This window comes from Comamonas sp. FUJ_7 (assembly GCF_057369555.1).
This window is the reverse complement of the sequence record NZ_JBXXZI010000004.1, coordinates 77,720-94,191: the sequence shown is the minus strand read 5'-3', so window position 1 is coordinate 94,191 and position 16,472 is coordinate 77,720. Positions and strand designations below refer to the sequence as shown.

Here is a 16,472-nt window from a genome sequence, read left to right as displayed (position 1 = left end):
GGTTAGAATCATTTTTTGGTCCGAATACCAGTTTGGGTGTTTTAAGTCGTTTGCTTCTTTCGAGAAGCTGGACTTGATTGCCACTGGGCCGGCCCCATCTGAAGACCAACAATCAAGGGATTCCGGGCATTCGCTTATGTGCATTCTGTGCATGAGGAATGTCTTTGTACGCATGGCCACCAATTTCCTCACAAAGTTGTTCGGCAGCCGCAATGACCGGTTGCTCAAGCAATACCGCAAAACAGTCGCTCGCATCAATGCGATGGAGCCCGAGTACGAAAAGCTCAGCGATGAGGCATTGCGTGCCAAGACCCAGGAGTTCAAGGACCGGGTAGCCAAGGGCGAAGCCTTGGATGATTTGCTGCCTGAAGCCTTTGCCGTAGTGCGCGAGGGCTCCAAGCGCGTCATGAAGATGCGTCACTTCGACGTGCAGATGCTCGGTGCCATGGCTCTGCACTACGGCAAGATTGCCGAAATGCGCACCGGTGAAGGCAAGACGCTGACCGCAACGCTGGCCGTGTATCTGAATGCACTGTCTGGCGAAGGCGTGCATGTGGTGACGGTGAACGATTACCTGGCCAGCCGCGATGCCTCTACCATGGCGCGCCTGTACAACTTCCTCGGCCTGTCGGTGGGCATCAATTTGCCCAATCTGTCACGCGAAGAAAAGCAGCAGGCCTATAACTCCGATATCACCTACGGTACGAACAACGAATACGGCTTCGACTACCTGCGTGACAACATGGTGTACGAGCCTGGTGACCGCGTGCAGCGTGTACTGAACTACGCCATCGTTGACGAGGTGGACTCGATTCTGATTGACGAGGCGCGTACGCCTTTGATCATCTCCGGCCCGGCCGAAGACCACACGGCCATGTATGTGGCCATGAACAAGATCGTCCCCAGCTTGGTGCGCCAGGAAGGTGAGGCCGATCCGCGTACGGGTGAAGGTGTGACCAAGCCCGGTGACTTCACCGTCGATGAGAAATCGCATCAGGTCTACCTCACCGATCAGGGCTATGAAGCCGCTGAGCGCCTGCTGGCCCAGGCGGGCATGATTGCCGAGGGCTCGTCGCTGTACGACCCCTCGAATATCTCTCTGGTGCATCACCTGTACGCAGCACTGCGTGCCAACCAGCTGTACTTCCGCGATCAGCACTACGTGGTGCAGGATGGTGAGATTGTGATCGTGGACGAGTTCACGGGTCGCCTGATGGCAGGACGTCGCTGGAGCGATGGTCTGCACCAGGCCGTTGAAGCCAAGGAAGGCGTGGAAATTCAGGCCGAGAACCAGACCATGGCCTCGATCACCTTCCAGAACTATTTCCGCCTGTACAAAAAGCTGTCCGGCATGACGGGTACGGCCGATACCGAAGCCTACGAATTCCAGGAAATTTATGGTCTGGAAACCGTGGTCGTGCCGCCGAATAGGCCCAGCAAGCGCCAGGATCAGCTCGATCGCGTCTACAAGACCACCAAGGAAAAGTACGACGCAGCGATCAAGGACATCCGCGAGTGCTATGAGCGTGGTCAGCCAGTGCTGGTGGGCACGACCTCGATCGAAAACTCGGAAATCATCGATGAACTGCTGAACCGCGAAAAGCTGCCGCACCAGGTGCTGAACGCCAAGCAGCACGACCGAGAGGCAGACATCATTGCCCAGGCAGGCAGCGAAGGCATGATCACCATCGCCACCAATATGGCGGGCCGTGGTACCGACATCGTGCTGGGCGGCAATATTGAAAAGCAGATCAAGGCCATTGAAAGCGACGAGTCTCTGACGGAGACTGCGCGCCAGCAGCAGATCGACCAACTACGCGCTGATTGGAAAATTGCACACGACAAGATCGTGGCTTTGGGTGGCCTGCGCATCATTGCGACCGAGCGCCATGAATCGCGTCGTATCGACAATCAACTGCGTGGCCGCTCGGGTCGCCAGGGTGACCCCGGCTCCTCTCGTTTCTATCTGAGTCTGGACGACCAGTTGATGCGCATCTTCGCGGGCGACCGCGTCAAGGCCATCATGGATCGACTGAAGATGCCCGAAGGCGAAGCCATCGAGGCGGGCATCGTGACCCGCTCCATCGAGTCGGCTCAGCGCAAGGTGGAAGCGCGCAACTTCGACATGCGCAAGCAACTGCTTGAATATGACGACGTGGCTAACGACCAGCGCAAGGTCATCTACCAGCAGCGCAACGACATTCTGGATGCGACAGATCTGAATGGCATGCTGGCTGCCATGCGCGAGGATGTGATCACCGATCTGGTGCATCAATACGTGCCTGCCGAGTCCATGGAAGAGCAGTGGGATGTGCCCGGACTGGAAAAGGCGCTGGCTGGCGAATGGCAGATTGATCTGCCACTGCAGCAAGAGGTCGCAGCCTCCGAGTCCATCACCGACGAAGACATTCTGGAGAAGGTTCTGAAGGCCGCTCATGACCTGTTCGATGCCAAGGTGGCGCTGATTGGTCAGGAGAACTTCACCCAGTTCCAGCGTGCTGTGCTGCTGCAAAGCTTTGACACCAACTGGCGTGACCATCTGGCCGCGCTGGACTATCTGCGCCAGGGCATCCATCTGCGCGGCTACGCCCAGAAGCAGCCCAAGCAGGAGTACAAGCGTGAAGCGTTTGAGCTGTTCCGTCAGCTGATCGATCAGGTCAAGTCCGAAGTCACCCGCGTGCTGATGACCGTGCAGGTTCGCTCGCGTGAAGAGATGGATGAGGCGGCTGTCGCCATGAACGAGCGCGGCGCACAAAGCCTGGAAAACATGAGCTATGCCTCTTCTGCGGATCAGGATGCTTCTGCTTCCGAAGAAGAAGCAGAAATGCCAGAAGGCGTGCACGTGGGCCGCAACGACCCTTGCCCTTGCGGTAGTGGCAAGAAGTACAAGCAGTGTCACGGAAAACTTTCCTAACCCCCTGAGCGGCTTTGCCGCTTCCCTCTAGAAGGGGGACTACGGCCTTTGCTGCGGGGCGGCCCTTGCTGGCCGTCTCTGGCGTGGCTCATGCTTCATCAAACAACACGGGCTGAGGCCCGTGTTTGCATTGGTGCGGTGGCTTTTTACTCGGGCAATGGCAATAAAGCGCGGCGCAGCTTCGATTGTTCCGATAATGGCGAACGCTTTAACTTTTACCCTCTAGGCCTCTTGTCAAGGCGCGTGCTTTGCCGATGTGAGACATCGAGCAAGAGCCGCCTCGCAGCAAGGATGTCGTCCCCCTTGGGGGAAGCCGCGCAGCGGCATAGGGGGGAACATTTCAATCACAAGGATTTTTGCAATGCCCGTGAATCTCTCTGCCCCTGTTGCTGCCGACCTGCTGGCGATCAATGGTGTTCGCATCGGCATCACCGAAGCTGGTGTGCGCAAGGCCAATCGCAAGGACTTGACCGTGTTCTTGCTGGACGAAGGCGCTGCGGTCGCGGGCGTGTTCACGCAAAACCGCTTCTGCGCTGCGCCTGTGCAGGTCTGCCGCGAGCATCTGGCTGCAGGTTCGGGCATTCGTGCCATGGTGGTGAATACGGGCAATGCCAATGCAGGCACAGGCGCTGCGGGTCTGGCCAATGCGCGCGCCACTTGCGATGCGCTGGCCAAGGAGTTAAACCTCTCTGCCGCGCAAATCCTGCCTTTCTCCACCGGCGTGATCATGGAAGAGCTGCCCGTGGACCGCATCGTGGCGGGCATGCCCAAGGCCATCGCGGCTGCCAAGGCCGATAACTGGGCCGTGGCTGCCGAAGGCATCATGACCACCGATACCCTGCCCAAGGCCTTCAGCCGCAGCGTGAATATTGGTGGCAAGACCGTGTCCATCACCGGCATCAGCAAGGGCGCGGGCATGATTCGCCCTAATATGGCCACCATGCTGGGCTTTCTGGCCACAGACGCGGTGATCGCCCCCGAGCTGCTGCAGCCCCTGGTCAAGGAACTGGCCGACGGCTCTTTCAACCGCGTGACGATTGATGGTGACACCTCGACCAATGACTCTTTCGTGTTGATTGCGACCAACAAGGCAGGCAATGCGCAAATCACATCGCTTTCCAGTGCCGAGGGCGAGCAGCTCAAGGCAGCGCTGTTGGAGGTGGCGCAAAAACTGGCTCAAGCCATTGTCCGTGATGGGGAAGGTGCTACCAAATTCATTAGCGTCAAGGTCGAAGGCGGCAAGACGGAAGAAGAGTGCCGCCTGGTGGCTTACTCCATCGCTCACTCGCCCCTGGTCAAGACCGCTTTCTTTGCCTCTGACCCCAACCTGGGCCGCATTCTGGCTGCTGTCGGTTATGCCGGCATTGCCGACCTGGACCAGACCAAGATCGACCTGCACCTGGACGATGTGCATGTGGTGGTCGATGGTGGCCGCAACCCTTCCTACAAGGAAGAAGATGGCCAGCGCGTGATGAAGCAGCAAGAAATCCTGGTGCGCGTGGGCTTGGGTCGTGGCAATGCTACGCAGACGGTGTGGACCTGCGATCTGAGTCACGAGTATGTGACTATCAACGCCGATTACAGGTCGTAAACACCCCCTGAGGCGCTTTGCGCCTTCCCCCTCTCTCGCTTCGCGGGAGGGGGACGATGCCATCGCTGCGGGGCGGCCCTTGCTTGGCATCCCTAGCTTAGGGGTGCTGGTTTTAAGCATTGCTGGTGCTACAAATTCAGAAGCTTCTAGCGCTTATATGTATTCGGTTTTAGCCAATTTTTATGGTGAAACCAATTAGTAGCAAGCGCTGGCAGCTATAAAAACAGATGGAGATTGGCTTGTGCAAGATGTGATGAATTCCCTGGAGCGCCTGGTTGAGCGTGCCGAGCTGCTGATGCAGCGCATCGAATCCGTGCTGCCTCAGCCCCTGCAGGCGCCTGCGGACTGGAATGACGCCATTGCCTGGCGTTACCGCAAGCGTGCCAACGGCTGTGGCGTGCTGGAGCCTGTGCGCCATGTGGGTGCGATGCGGCTGTCCGATTTGCAGAACATTGATGTGCAAAAGGAAAAGATTGCACGCAATACCGAGCAGTTCGTAAGCGGTCGCACGGCCAACAACGTGCTGCTGACGGGTGCGCGCGGCACGGGCAAGTCTTCGCTGATTCGCGCTTGTCTGCACAGCTATGCGCCACAAGGGCTGCGTTTGATTGAGGTGGATAAGGCCGACCTGACCGATTTGCCCGACATCGTGGATGTGGTCGCTGGCCGGCCCGAGAAGTTCATCATCTATTGCGACGACCTGAGCTTTGAAGAGGGCGAGCCCGGCTACAAGGCCATGAAGTCCATGCTGGACGGCTCTGTCTCTGCCGCCACGCCCAATGTGCTGGTCTATGCCACCAGTAATCGCCGCCATCTGCTGCCCGAATATCTGACGGACAACCTGGCGCAGCAAAAAAGCGAGAACGGCGAGATTCACCCCGGCGAGGTGGTGGAAGAGAAGATTTCCCTGTCCGAGCGTTTTGGCCTGTGGGTGAGCTTCTACCCCTTCAGCCAGGACGAATATCTGCGCGTGGTGGCGCAGTGGCTGTCGGCTCTGGGCATGGATGCAGCCACCATCGAGGCGGCAAGGCCCGAAGCCCTGGTCTGGGCGCTGGAGCGCGGCTCGCGCAGCGGTCGTGTGGCCCACCAGTTTGCGCGTGACTATGCAGGGCGCAATGAGCGTCCTGTCAGCAGCAACAAGCGCATTGAAGATGTAGATGGCCTGGCTGAGGAAGCCGATCTGGATTGAGTGAAAGAGAAGTGAAGTGACGGCTGAAAACACAGCACAGGCGCCGCGCAAGCACACTGAAGTAGCAGTGGGCGTGCTGCTGCGCGAATCCGATGGCGCGCTGCTGATTACCAGCCGCCCTGCGGGCAAGCCTTATGCGGGCTTTTGGGAGTTTCCTGGCGGCAAGCTGGAAGCGGGCGAGACCGTGGAGCAGGCCTTGCGCCGCGAGTTGATTGAGGAGTTGGGCGTGACCATTGGCACGGCCCATCCCTGGAAGGTGACCGAGCATGACTACCCGCATGCGCTGGTGCGTTTGCACTGGTGCAAGGTGACCGAGTGGACGGGCGAGTTTGAAATGCGCGAAGGCCAGCAAATGGCCTGGCAGCAACTGCCATTGGATGTTCACCCGGTGCTGCCCGGTTCCTACCCCGTGCTGCAGTGGCTCAGCGACGAGCGCGGGCTGAGCTTTGATGCCCAGTACTACGAAGACAAGCAGCCTGCCTGAGCTTTCAGGTATCTAAAAACAAGAGCGCCTTGCGCTTGTTAGATAAGGACTTCAGTATGAAAACTACTGAAATTTCTTAACTGGCAAGCGCGAGGCGCTCTGTTTTTTGAAATGGCTAAATCAGGGTTCGGTCTTGGGATCACCGAAAGGTGCGTCTTCGGGTGGAGTCTGCGCGGGCACGCGGAACTCTTCATTGCCCCAGGCGCCCAGGTCGATATTGCGGCAGCGTTCGCTGCAGAACGGGCGGAATTTGTTGGTCGGCAGAAAAACGCTGGGGCCGCCGCAGGTGGGGCATTTCACCGTTGTTGGGGATTGGTTGTCAGTGCTCATGGCGTAGATGTATCACAGCTGGAAAACACGGGTGGCAGACCCTGAAAGCAATTGAGCCGCGATGGCGGCTCAATGGTTGAAAAGCGGGTGTGCCTCCTAGGCGCAGAGCGTTAGCTCAAAGGAGGCATCCTCATTGCTGGGCTGTGGCTTGCTGCCATTGGCGAGCTTGAGCAGGCGCACGGATACCAGCAGGCGGTTGCCGCTGATCTCGGGCACCAGATTCAGATAGGGGTCAATGCGCAGGCGCAGCAGCTGAAAGCTGCGGCCGGCCGGCATGGCTTGCTGGAAAACGCCTTGCTCGGCCACTACACGCTGCGCAATACCTGTCTCGCGCAGTAGCTGCAAAATCAGCTCCAGCGCTTGTCCAAGGGGCATCAGCTCATTGGCCCAGTCTTCCAGGTCGCGCTGGCGATAGCGCGGATCAAGGCTTTGCCAGGCGTGATAGGCCGGCAGGTCAAAGCTGCAAGTGCCGCCAGGAATGCCCATGCGGCTGCGTATGGACATTAGCCATTCGTTTTCGGTCAGCGCCTGACCGGTCTTGCCGGTCTGTGCATTGATGCTGGCCGAGCAGCCGTCGACTTGGCGCGCCACCTGGTGCAGCATGTGCTGAGAGATATCCGGGTTGTCGCGCAGAATATCCAGCAGGTTTTTCTGGCGCTCCAGATCCTTGATGACATCGGCGCGCAGATCGCTGCGCGAGGCCACATCCATGATCTCGAAAATGGTGGCCAGTGCAAAGTGCTGGTCGACAGAATGTGTGCGCGTCAGCAGCTCGCGCAGACGGCGATACAACTGCTCCAGACGCAGGTAGGTTCTCAGACGCTCGTTAAAGGGATATTCGTACAAGATCACGTTTGCTGGGCTCCTCGGGGCGCACAGGAATCAGCGGTCAACGTGCACATGCGGTGATCACACGCACAGGCCAAGCCATGACCTGCATCATAGCCCGAACCATGCAGCGATTTGATCGGTATATGCGTGAAGGGTTTCGATTGTGACGCCGTCATCGTTAAAGATGATCCAGTCAGCTGCCGCCTGACGCTGGGCGCGTGTGGCCTGGGCATGAATGATGGCTTGTACGGCATCACGCGTCAGTCCGTTGCGGGCCATGACGCGCTCTATCTGAGTGTCTTCCCGACAATCCACTACAAGCACTCCATCTAGGCGGGTGCGCCAGTGCCCGGATTCGATGAGCAAGGGAATGTCGTCAACGATGAGCTTGCTGCCTGCGGCGATGGCGGCCTCATGCTGCAGCCGTGTTTCCTCGGCAATCAAGGGATGGAGAATGGCTTCCAGCCTCTGGCGTGCAGAGGAGTCGGCAAAGACCAGCTCGCGCATGCGGGTGCGATTGAGGGCACCATGGGCGTCAATCAGGTCAGCACCAAAAGCCTGGGCGATAAAAGGCAGAGCCATGCCGCCGGTTGCCGTCAGGCTGCGCGAAATCTGGTCGGCATCGATGAGTGTGGCTCCACGGGCCCTGAGTCGGGTCGCTACGGTGCTTTTGCCGCTGCCAATGCCGCCGGTCAGGCCGAGTCTGAATGCAGGGGGTGATTGACGCTGGGGCATGGCCAGTCAAACGCCCAGGAAGCCGAGCACGGCCTGTGGGCCCCAGATCAGGCTGACAAAGCCGCCGCCCGCGAGAAAGGGGCCGAAAGGCACATAACCGCCTTCACGCAGCTTGCTGTTGATCTTGAGTGCAATGCCGATGATGGCGCCGACGACCGAGGCCATGAGAATGATGGGCACCAGTGCTTGCCAGCCAAACCAGGCACCAAGAGCTGCGAACAGCTTGAAGTCGCCATAGCCCATGCCCTCCTTGCCTGTTGTCAGCTTGAAGGCCCAGAAGATCAGCCACAGCGACATATAGCCGGCCACGGCGCCCCAGAAGGAGCTGAGCAGTGGCACAGAAGTCCATTGCAAGGCGGAGGCGATCAGACCAGCCCAGATCAGAGGCAAAGTAATGGAGTCTGGCAAAAAGGTGGTGTCCCAGTCGATTAGCGCCAGAGCCAGCAGCGCCGCGCTGAAGCCGCACCAGGCAAAGCCGGTAGGGGTCAGACCGTCGCGGCCCAGGCAGAAAGCAAACAATGCAGCGCAGACCAGCTCGACCACGGGGTAGCGCAGGCTGATGGGCTTTTTACACTCCGAGCAGCGGCCGCGCAGGAACAGGTAGCTGAGCACGGGGATGTTTTCATACCAAGCGACTTGATGGCCGCAATGGGGGCAGCGAGAGCGTGGCTTGCTCAGAGTTATTGCAGGTTGAGCAGGCGGCAGCTCAATCTTGGCGCCTTTTTCTTTCTGATCCTCGGCCCATTGGGCGCCTTCTGCATTCCACTCCTGCTCCATCATCAGCGGCAGGCGGTGGATCACCACATTCAGAAAGCTGCCAATCAGAAGGCCCAGCACGCCGCCTGCAGCGGCATTCATCATGAATTCGGAAATCATCAGACAACTTGGCCCAGCTTGAAGATAGGCAGATACATGGACACCACGATGCCGCCGATCAAGGTGCCCAGGAAAACGATGATGATGGGCTCCATCAGGCTGGAGAGGCCCGCCACCATTTCATCCACTTCGCTTTCATAGAAGTCGGCTGCTTTGCCCAGCATATGGTCGATGGAGCCGGACTCTTCGCCAATGGCACACATCTGGATCACCATGGAGGGGAAAATGTTGGCATTCGCCATGGCAACCGTGAGACTGGTGCCGGTGGAGACTTCCTGCTGAATCTTGTCGGTTGCGCTCTGATAGAGGTAATTGCCAGAGGCGCCACCCACGGAGTCCAGGGCTTCGACCAGTGGAACACCGGCCGCAAACATGGTGGATAGTGTGCGCGTCCAGCGAGCCACGCAGGATTTCTCAATCAGCACGCCAAAGATCGGCAGCTTGAGCATCGTGCGATCCATGAACTGCTGCACTCTTTCATTGCGCTTCCAGGCTTGCATGAAGAAGTAGATGCCCCCGCCTAGACCGCCAAAGATCAGCCACCAGTACTGGACGAAGTATTCGCTGATGCCCATTACCAGTAGCGTGGGAGCAGGCAGGTCGGCTCCAAAGGAGGTAAATACTTCCTTGAAGGCGGGAATCACAAAAATCATGATCACGGCCACGACGACAAAGGCGACGATCATGACCGATGTCGGATACATCAGGGCCGACTTGATCTTGGACTTGATCGCTTCCGTCTTTTCCATATAAGTGGCAAGACGGTCCAGCAGTGCTTCCAAGATACCTGCTGCCTCGCCCGCTTCTACTAGGTTGCAGTAGAGGCTGTCAAAGTACAGCGGGAACTTTCGAAACGCTGTGCTCAGCGACGTGCCGGTTTCCACGTCCTGGCGAATGTCGTTCAGAAGCTTGGTGACATTGGGGTTGGTGTTGCCACGGCCCACAATATCGAATGACTGGAGCAGAGGAACGCCCGCTTTCATCATGGTGGCCAGTTGGCGTGTGAAGAGGGCAATGTCCTTGGGTTTGATCTTTTTGCCGCCGCGGGTTCGGCGCTTTTTGATCTTCGAGGGGGTCACGCCCTGGCGGCGAAGCATGGCCTGGATCTGGTTTTCTCCTCCAGCTCGAGTCTCGCCGCGAACGATCTTGCCGTTGCGGTCTTTGCCTTCCCATTCAAAGAGAAATTCCTTGATTCCCTTGGACGCTGCAGTTGCCATGGCGTTCCCTCTCGTATTGGTTTTACTCGTTGGTGACCGCCAGCACTTCTTCGAGTGAGGTCAGGCCCAGCTTTACTTTATGCAGGCCCGAGCCGCGCAGAGAGCGCACTCCTTCGGCCTTGGCTTGTGCTGCGATTTCCATCGCACTGCCGTCACGCAAGATGATGCGTTGAATCTCATCGCTGATGGGCATCACTTGATAAATGCCTACACGGCCCTTGTAGCCGTTGTTGCAGGCCGAGCAGCCTACGGGCTTGTAGCTCACCCAGCTGCCATCCAGCTCAGCTTCCTCGTATCCCGCATCCAGCAGAGCTTCATGCGGAATATCTGCAGGCTCCTTGCACTGTGGGCAAAGGCGTCGCGCCAAGCGCTGGGCAGTAATCAGGATCACGCTGGAGGCAATGTTGAATGGGGCGATGCCCATATTACGCATTCGAGTCAGCGTGGTGGGGGCATCGTTGGTGTGCAGCGTTGACAGAACCAGGTGACCGGTTTGCGCGGCCTTGATGGAGATGTCGGCCGTTTCCAGGTCACGGATTTCACCCACCATGATGATGTCAGGGTCCTGGCGCAGAAATGACTTCAGCGCTGCGGCAAAGGTCAGGCCGGCTTTTTCATTCACGTTGACCTGGTTGACGCCAGGCATATTGATTTCGGAAGGGTCTTCTGCCGTCGCGATATTGACACCGGGCTGATTGAGCAGGTTCAGGCAGGTGTAGAGCGAAACGGTCTTGCCCGAGCCGGTGGGGCCTGTGACCAGAATCATGCCGTAGGGACGCTTGATGGCCGATAGCAGGCGTTCTTTTTCCTCTGGCTCGTAACCCAGGGCGTCAATGCCCATCTTGGCGGAGCTCGGGTCAAGAATACGGATCACGATCTTTTCGCCAAACAGAGTGGGCAAGGTGCTGACACGGAAGTCGATGACGCGATCGGGGCCGACCTTGAGCTTCATGCGGCCATCTTGTGGGACGCGCTTTTCCGAGATGTCCAGGCGCGAAATCACCTTGATTCGTGAGGCCAGCTTGTCCTTGATGGCAATGGGTGGGGAGGCAATCTCCCTCAACTCGCCATCAATGCGAAATCGCACGCGATAGTTGTGCTCGTAGGGCTCAAAGTGCAAGTCCGAAGCACGCATGTTGAAGGCGTCCAGCAGCATCTTGTGCAGGAACTTGACGACAGGCGCATCTTCGACGTCGGCCCCTAGGGCATTGTCTTTTTCTTCGGGCGCGTCTTCAATCTTGACGTCGTCAAAGTCAAAGTCCCCGGAACTGGAATAGGAGTCCAATGACTCGCTGACGCTTTTTCCCGCTTCATCGATCAGCTTTTGCAGTTTGTCGGCTTCGACAACCACCCAGTCCACAAAGAGCTGAGTAGTAAATTTGATCTGCTCGGCGGCTTCTTGTTGTGTGGGATCCGCTGTGGCAATCGTGAGCCGATTGCCACGCTTGCTCAAGGCAAGAACGCGGTAGGTGTTGCTGATTTTGGGGTCTAGCAGCTCGCGCGGTAGTTGACTGGTGTCAATGGCAGCCAGGTCCAGCAATGGAGTGCTGAACATGGTGGAGATGGTTTCTGCAATCTCCAGTGCGCTGATTTCGCCCGATTGGCAAAGCTCGCTGATAAAGGGGCTTTTGCTGGAGGCTGCTTTTTGGGCCGCATTTTCGGCTGCTTGCTGAGAAACCTTGCCTGCCGAGATCAGGGCTCTGCCCAAGCCGGGAATGGCTACAGGAGAGGGAAGGTTCTTTTGCAGATTGTCGGCGGCAGCCATGTATCCGGGTCAGAGTAAAATGATAGGAGACTTATCCTACCATCCTTGCTGTGACACAAGCAGATGCGTTGGCGTTTGTGAGTATAGTTCGCTGCTTTATTGAATATGGCTCAATAAAGTTGCAATTGGTCGGGGTGAGAGGATTCGAACCTCCGGCCTCTACGTCCCGAACGTAGCGCTCTACCAGGCTAAGCTACACCCCGCAAGCTTGTGGCTGAGTGCAGATGTTTCCTAAAGATTCAGGTGCGGCGCTCCAAAAGCTGCGACGCCAATTGTAGCAAACTTGAGGTGTAAGCATTACTTGGTAAGGCTGTCAAGGCATTGATGGCGCGCAGGGCTTCTGCATGGGCCGCTGCCCTGGCGATATCAAGTGCGCCTGTGCCTCGAACGATGTCGACGACGGCATCCAGCTGCTCTGTGGATCCTTGCTCAATGGCATTGCGAACAATGATTGCCTGCTCTGGTGTGCCGCGCTGCATGGCGGCAATCAATGGAAGTGTGCACTTTCCTTCGCGCAGATCATCCCCCAGATTTTTGCCCATCTCCTGCGCATTGCCGGTGTAGTCCAGAACATCATCAATGATCTGGAAAGCTGTTCCAAGTGCTTGGCCGTAGGTCGCACAGGCTTGTTCAACCTCTGAGGGGGCATCAGCCAAAACAGCAGCCAGTTGTGCGCTGGCTTCGAACAGCTGGGCTGTCTTGGAGCGGATAACGTGCAGATATCCTGCCTCGTCCAAGGAGGCATCGTGGGTGTTGATGAGCTGCTGCACTTCACCTTCTGCAATCACATTGGTGGCGTCAGACAGTATTTGCAATACGCGCATGCTCCCCACCTCCACCATCATTTGGAAAGAGCGGGTGTGCAAAAAGTCGCCGACTAAGACGCTGGCAGGATTGCCAAAGGTTTCATTGGCAGTGGCCCGGCCACGGCGCAAAGTGGACTCATCCACCACATCGTCGTGAAGCAAAGTGGCTGTGTGGATCAATTCCACCACGCTGGCCAAGATGTATTTGCTTTTGCCTTGGAAGCCAAGCGAGCCGCAGATCATGAGTAGCAGTGCGGGGCGCAGGCGCTTTCCACCAGCTGCAATGATGTACTGGGAAATTTGGGCAATCAGGGGAACACTGGTCGTCAGTCTTTGTGCAATGACGACATCCACTTCGCGCATGTCATCTGCGATCAAGGCGAGCGGATTGGATGTGGAAATTTCTGTAGTCAAGGTGATGAACCGCCAAGTGGATTCATGATTATAGAAAGATGCAGTCGACTTTTAATCGGAGGGCAAAGAGTCCGCTTAAGCGGGTGCGCAGGGGAATGAGGGCAGGAAAAATGCAGGCGTGCTAGAATTGCTGGCTCCGTGGAAATCATTTCATGGAACTCTCAAACTTTAGAGGTTTTTAATGTACGCAGTCATAAAAACCGGCGGCAAGCAGTATCGCGTTGCAGCTGGCGAAAAGATCAAGGTAGAACAGATTGCTGCGGACGTAGGCCAGGAAATCGTGATTGACCAAGTTTTGGCCGTCGGCAACGGCGCTGAAATCAAGGTTGGTGCACCCCTGGTGTCCGGCGCATCTGTGAAGGCAACAGTGGTTGCTCATGGCAAGCACGACAAGGTACGCATCTTCAAGCTGCGTCGCCGTAAGCACTACGCTAAATCCCAAGGCCATCGCCAGCAGTTCACAGAACTGCAAATTGTGGCGATTGCCGCTTAATTCCGAAGGAGCTAAGTCATGGCACAGAAAAAAGGCGGCGGCTCTACGCGCAACGGACGTGATTCCAAGCCAAAAATGCTGGGCGTAAAGGCCTTTGGTGGCGAGCTGGTGACAGCTGGTTCCATCATCGTGCGTCAGCGCGGCACCAAGTTTCACCCCGGTGAGAACGTTGGCGTGGGCAAGGATCACACCCTGTTTGCACTGGTTGACGGCCACGTGTCGTTTGCAGTGAAGGGCGCTCTGTCCAAGCAAACAGTTAACATCACGGCTGCTTAAGTCGTTTTGTGACTCTCACAAAGCCCCGACTTGTCGGGGCTTTGTTGTTTGAGAAGGCTCCAGGCAGCAGATTTCTGGCAGATGGGGCAGTTAATAGACCACGTAAAAGTGTGGCCCGAGGCTTCTGGTGCACACTGATTTTGTAGACTGGATGCCTCATGAAATTTGTTGACGAAGCTTTTATCGACATCGCGGCCGGTGATGGCGGCAATGGTTGTGTGTCGTTCCGGCACGAAAAATACAAGGAATTTGGCGGCCCCGACGGTGGTGACGGTGGCCGTGGCGGTCACGTGTTTGCCGTGGCCGATGTGAACCTGAATACGCTGGTGGACTATCGCTACTCGCGTCGCCATGAAGCCAAGCGTGGTCAGCACGGCATGGGTTCGGACATGTTTGGCGCTGCGGGCGACGACATCACGCTGAACATGCCAGTGGGCACCATCATCAGCGATGCCGATACCGGCGAAGTGCTGTTTGAGTTGCTGGAGCCTGGTCAGGTCATTACTATTGCCAAGGGCGGTGATGGTGGTTTTGGCAATTTGCGCTTCAAGAGTGCTATCAACCGTGCACCCCGTCAGAAGACGCCGGGCTTTCCTGGTGAGCGTCGCAGCCTGAAGCTGGAACTCAAGGTGCTGGCCGATGTAGGCCTGCTGGGCATGCCTAATGCGGGAAAGTCCACCTTCATCACTGCCGTGTCCAACGCGCGTCCCAAGATTGCCGACTATCCGTTCACGACGCTGCACCCCAATTTGGGTGTGGTACGCGTGGCTGCAGAGCAAAGCTTTGTGGTGGCTGATATTCCTGGTCTGATTGAAGGCGCGTCCGAAGGTGCAGGTCTGGGTCACCAGTTCCTGCGTCACCTGCAACGCACGCGTCTGCTGCTGCATATCGTCGACATCGCTCCGTTTGACGAGGGCGTGGATCCCGTCGAGCAGGCCAAGGCCATTGTGGGCGAGCTCAAGAAGTACGATGCAGATCTCTACAGCAAGCCACGCTGGCTGGTGCTCAATAAGCTAGACATGGTTCCGGCAGAAGAGCGTGCAGCCAAGGTCAAGGACTTCGTCAAGCGCTTCAAGTGGAAAGGCCCAGTCTTCGAGATCTCGGCGCTGACCCGCGAAGGCTGCGAGCCGCTGATTCGCAAGATCTACGAGCATGTACACAACCAGCAATTGGCCGAGCAGGGGCCCAAGGAAGTGGACCCTCGTTTTGCAGGAGGCGAGGATTCTGGTCTGGATATGACCGATCCGCGCTTTGCCCCTCAAGATCCGGAATAAGCTTGAGGCTTCAACCTAGCAGCGCACAGGGTGCGCTGTTTTGCTTTTAATTTAATAGCTAATAGCGCTTGATGGATAAGCGTTTTAAGCAAAAAAACTGTAAATTCTCATGTCCTCCAATGTGTTGCGTGATGCTCGCCGCATCGTCGTCAAGGTCGGCTCTAGCCTGGTCACCAATGAGGGGCGAGGTCTGGATGAAGCGGCCATTGAGGAATGGAGCCGTCAACTAGCGGCTCTGGTGCACGGTGACGATGGCATCAAGCGTGAAGTCATCATGGTCTCCAGCGGTGCGATCGCCGAAGGTATGAAGCGTCTGGGCTGGGCCGCGCGCCCGACCGAGGTGCATGAGTTGCAGGCCGCAGCTGCTGTGGGGCAGATGGGGTTGGCCCAGATGTATGAGACCAAGCTGCGTGCCGAGGGAGTTCCCAGCGCTCAAGTTCTACTGACCCATGCAGACTTGGCAGACCGCGAACGTTATCTGAATGCGCGCACCACGCTGCTGACCTTGCTGCGATTGGGCGTAGTACCCGTCATCAACGAAAACGACACCGTCGTGGTGGATGAGATTCGGTTTGGCGATAACGATACTTTGGGGGCCTTGGTAGCGAATTTGGTGGAGGCCGATGCTTTGGTCATCCTGACCGATCAGCGTGGCCTCTACAGTGCCGACCCGCGCAAGAATCCTGATGCCAAGTTCATCGATGTGGCAGAGGCCGGTGATCCGACTCTTGAGGCTATGGCTGGCGGAGCGGGTCTGTTCATTGGCACAGGCGGCATGATCACCAAGATTCTGGCTGCCAAGCGTGCTGCGGGCTCGGGCGCTTCTACCGTGATTGCCTGGGGGCGTGAGAAAGATGTGCTGCTGCGATTGACGCATGGTGAGTCCATTGGCACCTTGTTGGTAGCTAATACTCACAAGACACAGGCGCGTAAGCAATGGATTGCCGATCATCTGCAACTGCGTGGCTCAGTGACCGTGGATGCAGGTGCGGTGTCCAAGTTGAAGGATGAAGGTAAGAGCTTGTTGCCCATCGGCATGATCGCCGTGGAGGGAGATTTTTCGCGCGGCGAAGTGATTGCCGTGCGCGACGAGAGCGGTGTCGAGATTGCCCGAGGCCTGGCCAGCTACGCCAGCGCGGAAGCGCGGCTGCTGTGTCGCAAGAGCTCGTCGGAGATTGAGTCGCTGCTTGGCTACTCAGCAGGCCCGGAAATGATGCACCGGGACAATATGGTGGTTGCAGGTCATTGATTGCCCTTCATATGTAGAAAAAACCGTA

General features: G+C 57.4%; 15 protein-coding genes and 1 tRNA gene. 8 read left to right on the top strand and 8 right to left on the bottom strand.

Annotated elements, in window-relative coordinates:
* Positions 1-172: 172 nt before the first annotated feature.
* The 4 genes from secA to AC2I9W_RS07530 all read left to right on the top strand — a co-directional run bounded on the left by secA (position 173) and on the right by AC2I9W_RS07530 (position 6,178).
* A complete protein-coding gene (gene secA / locus AC2I9W_RS07545) occupies positions 173-2,914 on the top strand; it encodes a preprotein translocase subunit SecA (RefSeq protein WP_486409385.1) in 2,742 nt (913 codons plus the stop codon).
* Between the two features lie 361 nt (positions 2,915-3,275).
* Positions 3,276-4,505, top strand: coding sequence for a bifunctional glutamate N-acetyltransferase/amino-acid acetyltransferase ArgJ (gene argJ, locus AC2I9W_RS07540; RefSeq protein ID WP_486409384.1), 1,230 nt, complete (start codon positions 3,276-3,278; stop codon positions 4,503-4,505).
* Between the two features lie 253 nt (positions 4,506-4,758).
* Complete coding sequence (locus AC2I9W_RS07535; protein WP_486409383.1) at positions 4,759-5,694, top strand: ATP-binding protein; 936 nt, start codon at positions 4,759-4,761, stop codon at positions 5,692-5,694.
* A 16-nt stretch (positions 5,695-5,710) separates the two neighbouring features.
* A complete protein-coding gene (locus AC2I9W_RS07530; RefSeq protein ID WP_486409382.1) occupies positions 5,711-6,178 on the top strand; it encodes an NUDIX domain-containing protein in 468 nt (155 codons plus the stop codon).
* Positions 6,179-6,298: 120 nt separating this feature from the next.
* On the opposite strand, the gene AC2I9W_RS07525 is transcribed toward AC2I9W_RS07530, so the two are convergent.
* From AC2I9W_RS07525 to AC2I9W_RS07490, 8 genes are all read right to left on the bottom strand, one after another.
* Positions 6,299-6,508, bottom strand: a complete 210-nt coding sequence (locus AC2I9W_RS07525) for a DNA gyrase inhibitor YacG (RefSeq protein ID WP_486409381.1) — start codon at positions 6,506-6,508, stop codon at positions 6,299-6,301.
* 96 nt (positions 6,509-6,604) lie between these two features.
* Entirely contained in the window at positions 6,605-7,360 is a 756-nt protein-coding gene (gene zapD / locus AC2I9W_RS07520) for a cell division protein ZapD (RefSeq protein WP_486409380.1), read from the bottom strand.
* An 87-nt stretch (positions 7,361-7,447) separates the two neighbouring features.
* A complete protein-coding gene (gene coaE, locus AC2I9W_RS07515; protein ID WP_486409379.1) occupies positions 7,448-8,074 on the bottom strand; it encodes a dephospho-CoA kinase in 627 nt (208 codons plus the stop codon).
* Between the two features lie 6 nt (positions 8,075-8,080).
* A complete protein-coding gene (locus AC2I9W_RS07510; protein ID WP_486409378.1) occupies positions 8,081-8,950 on the bottom strand; it encodes a prepilin peptidase in 870 nt (289 codons plus the stop codon).
* Positions 8,950-10,167, bottom strand: a complete 1,218-nt coding sequence (locus tag AC2I9W_RS07505; protein ID WP_158389633.1) for a type II secretion system F family protein — start codon at positions 10,165-10,167, stop codon at positions 8,950-8,952. The genes AC2I9W_RS07510 and AC2I9W_RS07505 overlap by 1 nt, the downstream gene beginning before the upstream one ends.
* Before the next feature lie 22 nt (positions 10,168-10,189).
* Positions 10,190-11,932, bottom strand: coding sequence for a type IV-A pilus assembly ATPase PilB (pilB, locus tag AC2I9W_RS07500; protein WP_486409377.1), 1,743 nt, complete (start codon positions 11,930-11,932; stop codon positions 10,190-10,192).
* 126 nt (positions 11,933-12,058) lie between these two features.
* Positions 12,059-12,135, bottom strand: a tRNA-Pro gene (locus AC2I9W_RS07495).
* A gap of 36 nt (positions 12,136-12,171) precedes the next feature.
* A complete protein-coding gene (locus tag AC2I9W_RS07490) occupies positions 12,172-13,101 on the bottom strand; it encodes a polyprenyl synthetase family protein (protein ID WP_486409585.1) in 930 nt (309 codons plus the stop codon).
* Between the two features lie 232 nt (positions 13,102-13,333).
* Between AC2I9W_RS07490 and rplU the strand changes: the two genes are divergently transcribed.
* The 4 genes from rplU (at position 13,334) to proB (ending at position 16,444) form a co-directional block, all read left to right on the top strand.
* Positions 13,334-13,645 (top strand): 50S ribosomal protein L21, encoded by a 312-nt coding sequence (rplU, locus tag AC2I9W_RS07485; RefSeq protein ID WP_158389720.1) that lies wholly within the window; start codon positions 13,334-13,336, stop codon positions 13,643-13,645.
* 18 nt (positions 13,646-13,663) lie between these two features.
* Entirely contained in the window at positions 13,664-13,921 is a 258-nt protein-coding gene (gene rpmA, locus AC2I9W_RS07480) for a 50S ribosomal protein L27 (protein WP_486409376.1), read from the top strand.
* A gap of 158 nt (positions 13,922-14,079) precedes the next feature.
* The gene (gene cgtA, locus AC2I9W_RS07475; protein WP_486409375.1) at positions 14,080-15,195 is read left to right on the top strand and encodes an Obg family GTPase CgtA; all 1,116 of its coding nucleotides are present in this window, start codon (positions 14,080-14,082) and stop codon (positions 15,193-15,195) included.
* Between the two features lie 109 nt (positions 15,196-15,304).
* Complete coding sequence (gene proB / locus AC2I9W_RS07470; RefSeq protein WP_486409374.1) at positions 15,305-16,444, top strand: glutamate 5-kinase; 1,140 nt, start codon at positions 15,305-15,307, stop codon at positions 16,442-16,444.
* Positions 16,445-16,472 lie beyond the last annotated feature (28 nt).

Coding starts and splice junctions, on each gene's coding strand:
- secA (WP_486409385.1), top strand. CDS start 173: ATGGCCACCAATTTCCTCACAAAGTTGTTCGGCAGCCGCAATGACCGG.
- argJ (WP_486409384.1), top strand. CDS start 3,276: ATGCCCGTGAATCTCTCTGCCCCTGTTGCTGCCGACCTGCTGGCGATC.
- AC2I9W_RS07535 (WP_486409383.1), top strand. CDS start 4,759: ATGAATTCCCTGGAGCGCCTGGTTGAGCGTGCCGAGCTGCTGATGCAG.
- AC2I9W_RS07525 (WP_486409381.1), bottom strand. CDS start 6,508: ATGAGCACTGACAACCAATCCCCAACAACGGTGAAATGCCCCACCTGC.
- coaE (WP_486409379.1), bottom strand. CDS start 8,074: ATGCCCCAGCGTCAATCACCCCCTGCATTCAGACTCGGCCTGACCGGC.
- AC2I9W_RS07510 (WP_486409378.1), bottom strand. CDS start 8,950: ATGATTTCCGAATTCATGATGAATGCCGCTGCAGGCGGCGTGCTGGGC.
- AC2I9W_RS07505 (WP_158389633.1), bottom strand. CDS start 10,167: ATGGCAACTGCAGCGTCCAAGGGAATCAAGGAATTTCTCTTTGAATGG.
- pilB (WP_486409377.1), bottom strand. CDS start 11,932: ATGGCTGCCGCCGACAATCTGCAAAAGAACCTTCCCTCTCCTGTAGCC.
- AC2I9W_RS07490 (WP_486409585.1), bottom strand. CDS start 13,101: ATGCGCGAAGTGGATGTCGTCATTGCACAAAGACTGACGACCAGTGTT.
- rplU (WP_158389720.1), top strand. CDS start 13,334: ATGTACGCAGTCATAAAAACCGGCGGCAAGCAGTATCGCGTTGCAGCT.
- rpmA (WP_486409376.1), top strand. CDS start 13,664: ATGGCACAGAAAAAAGGCGGCGGCTCTACGCGCAACGGACGTGATTCC.
- cgtA (WP_486409375.1), top strand. CDS start 14,080: ATGAAATTTGTTGACGAAGCTTTTATCGACATCGCGGCCGGTGATGGC.
- proB (WP_486409374.1), top strand. CDS start 15,305: ATGTCCTCCAATGTGTTGCGTGATGCTCGCCGCATCGTCGTCAAGGTC.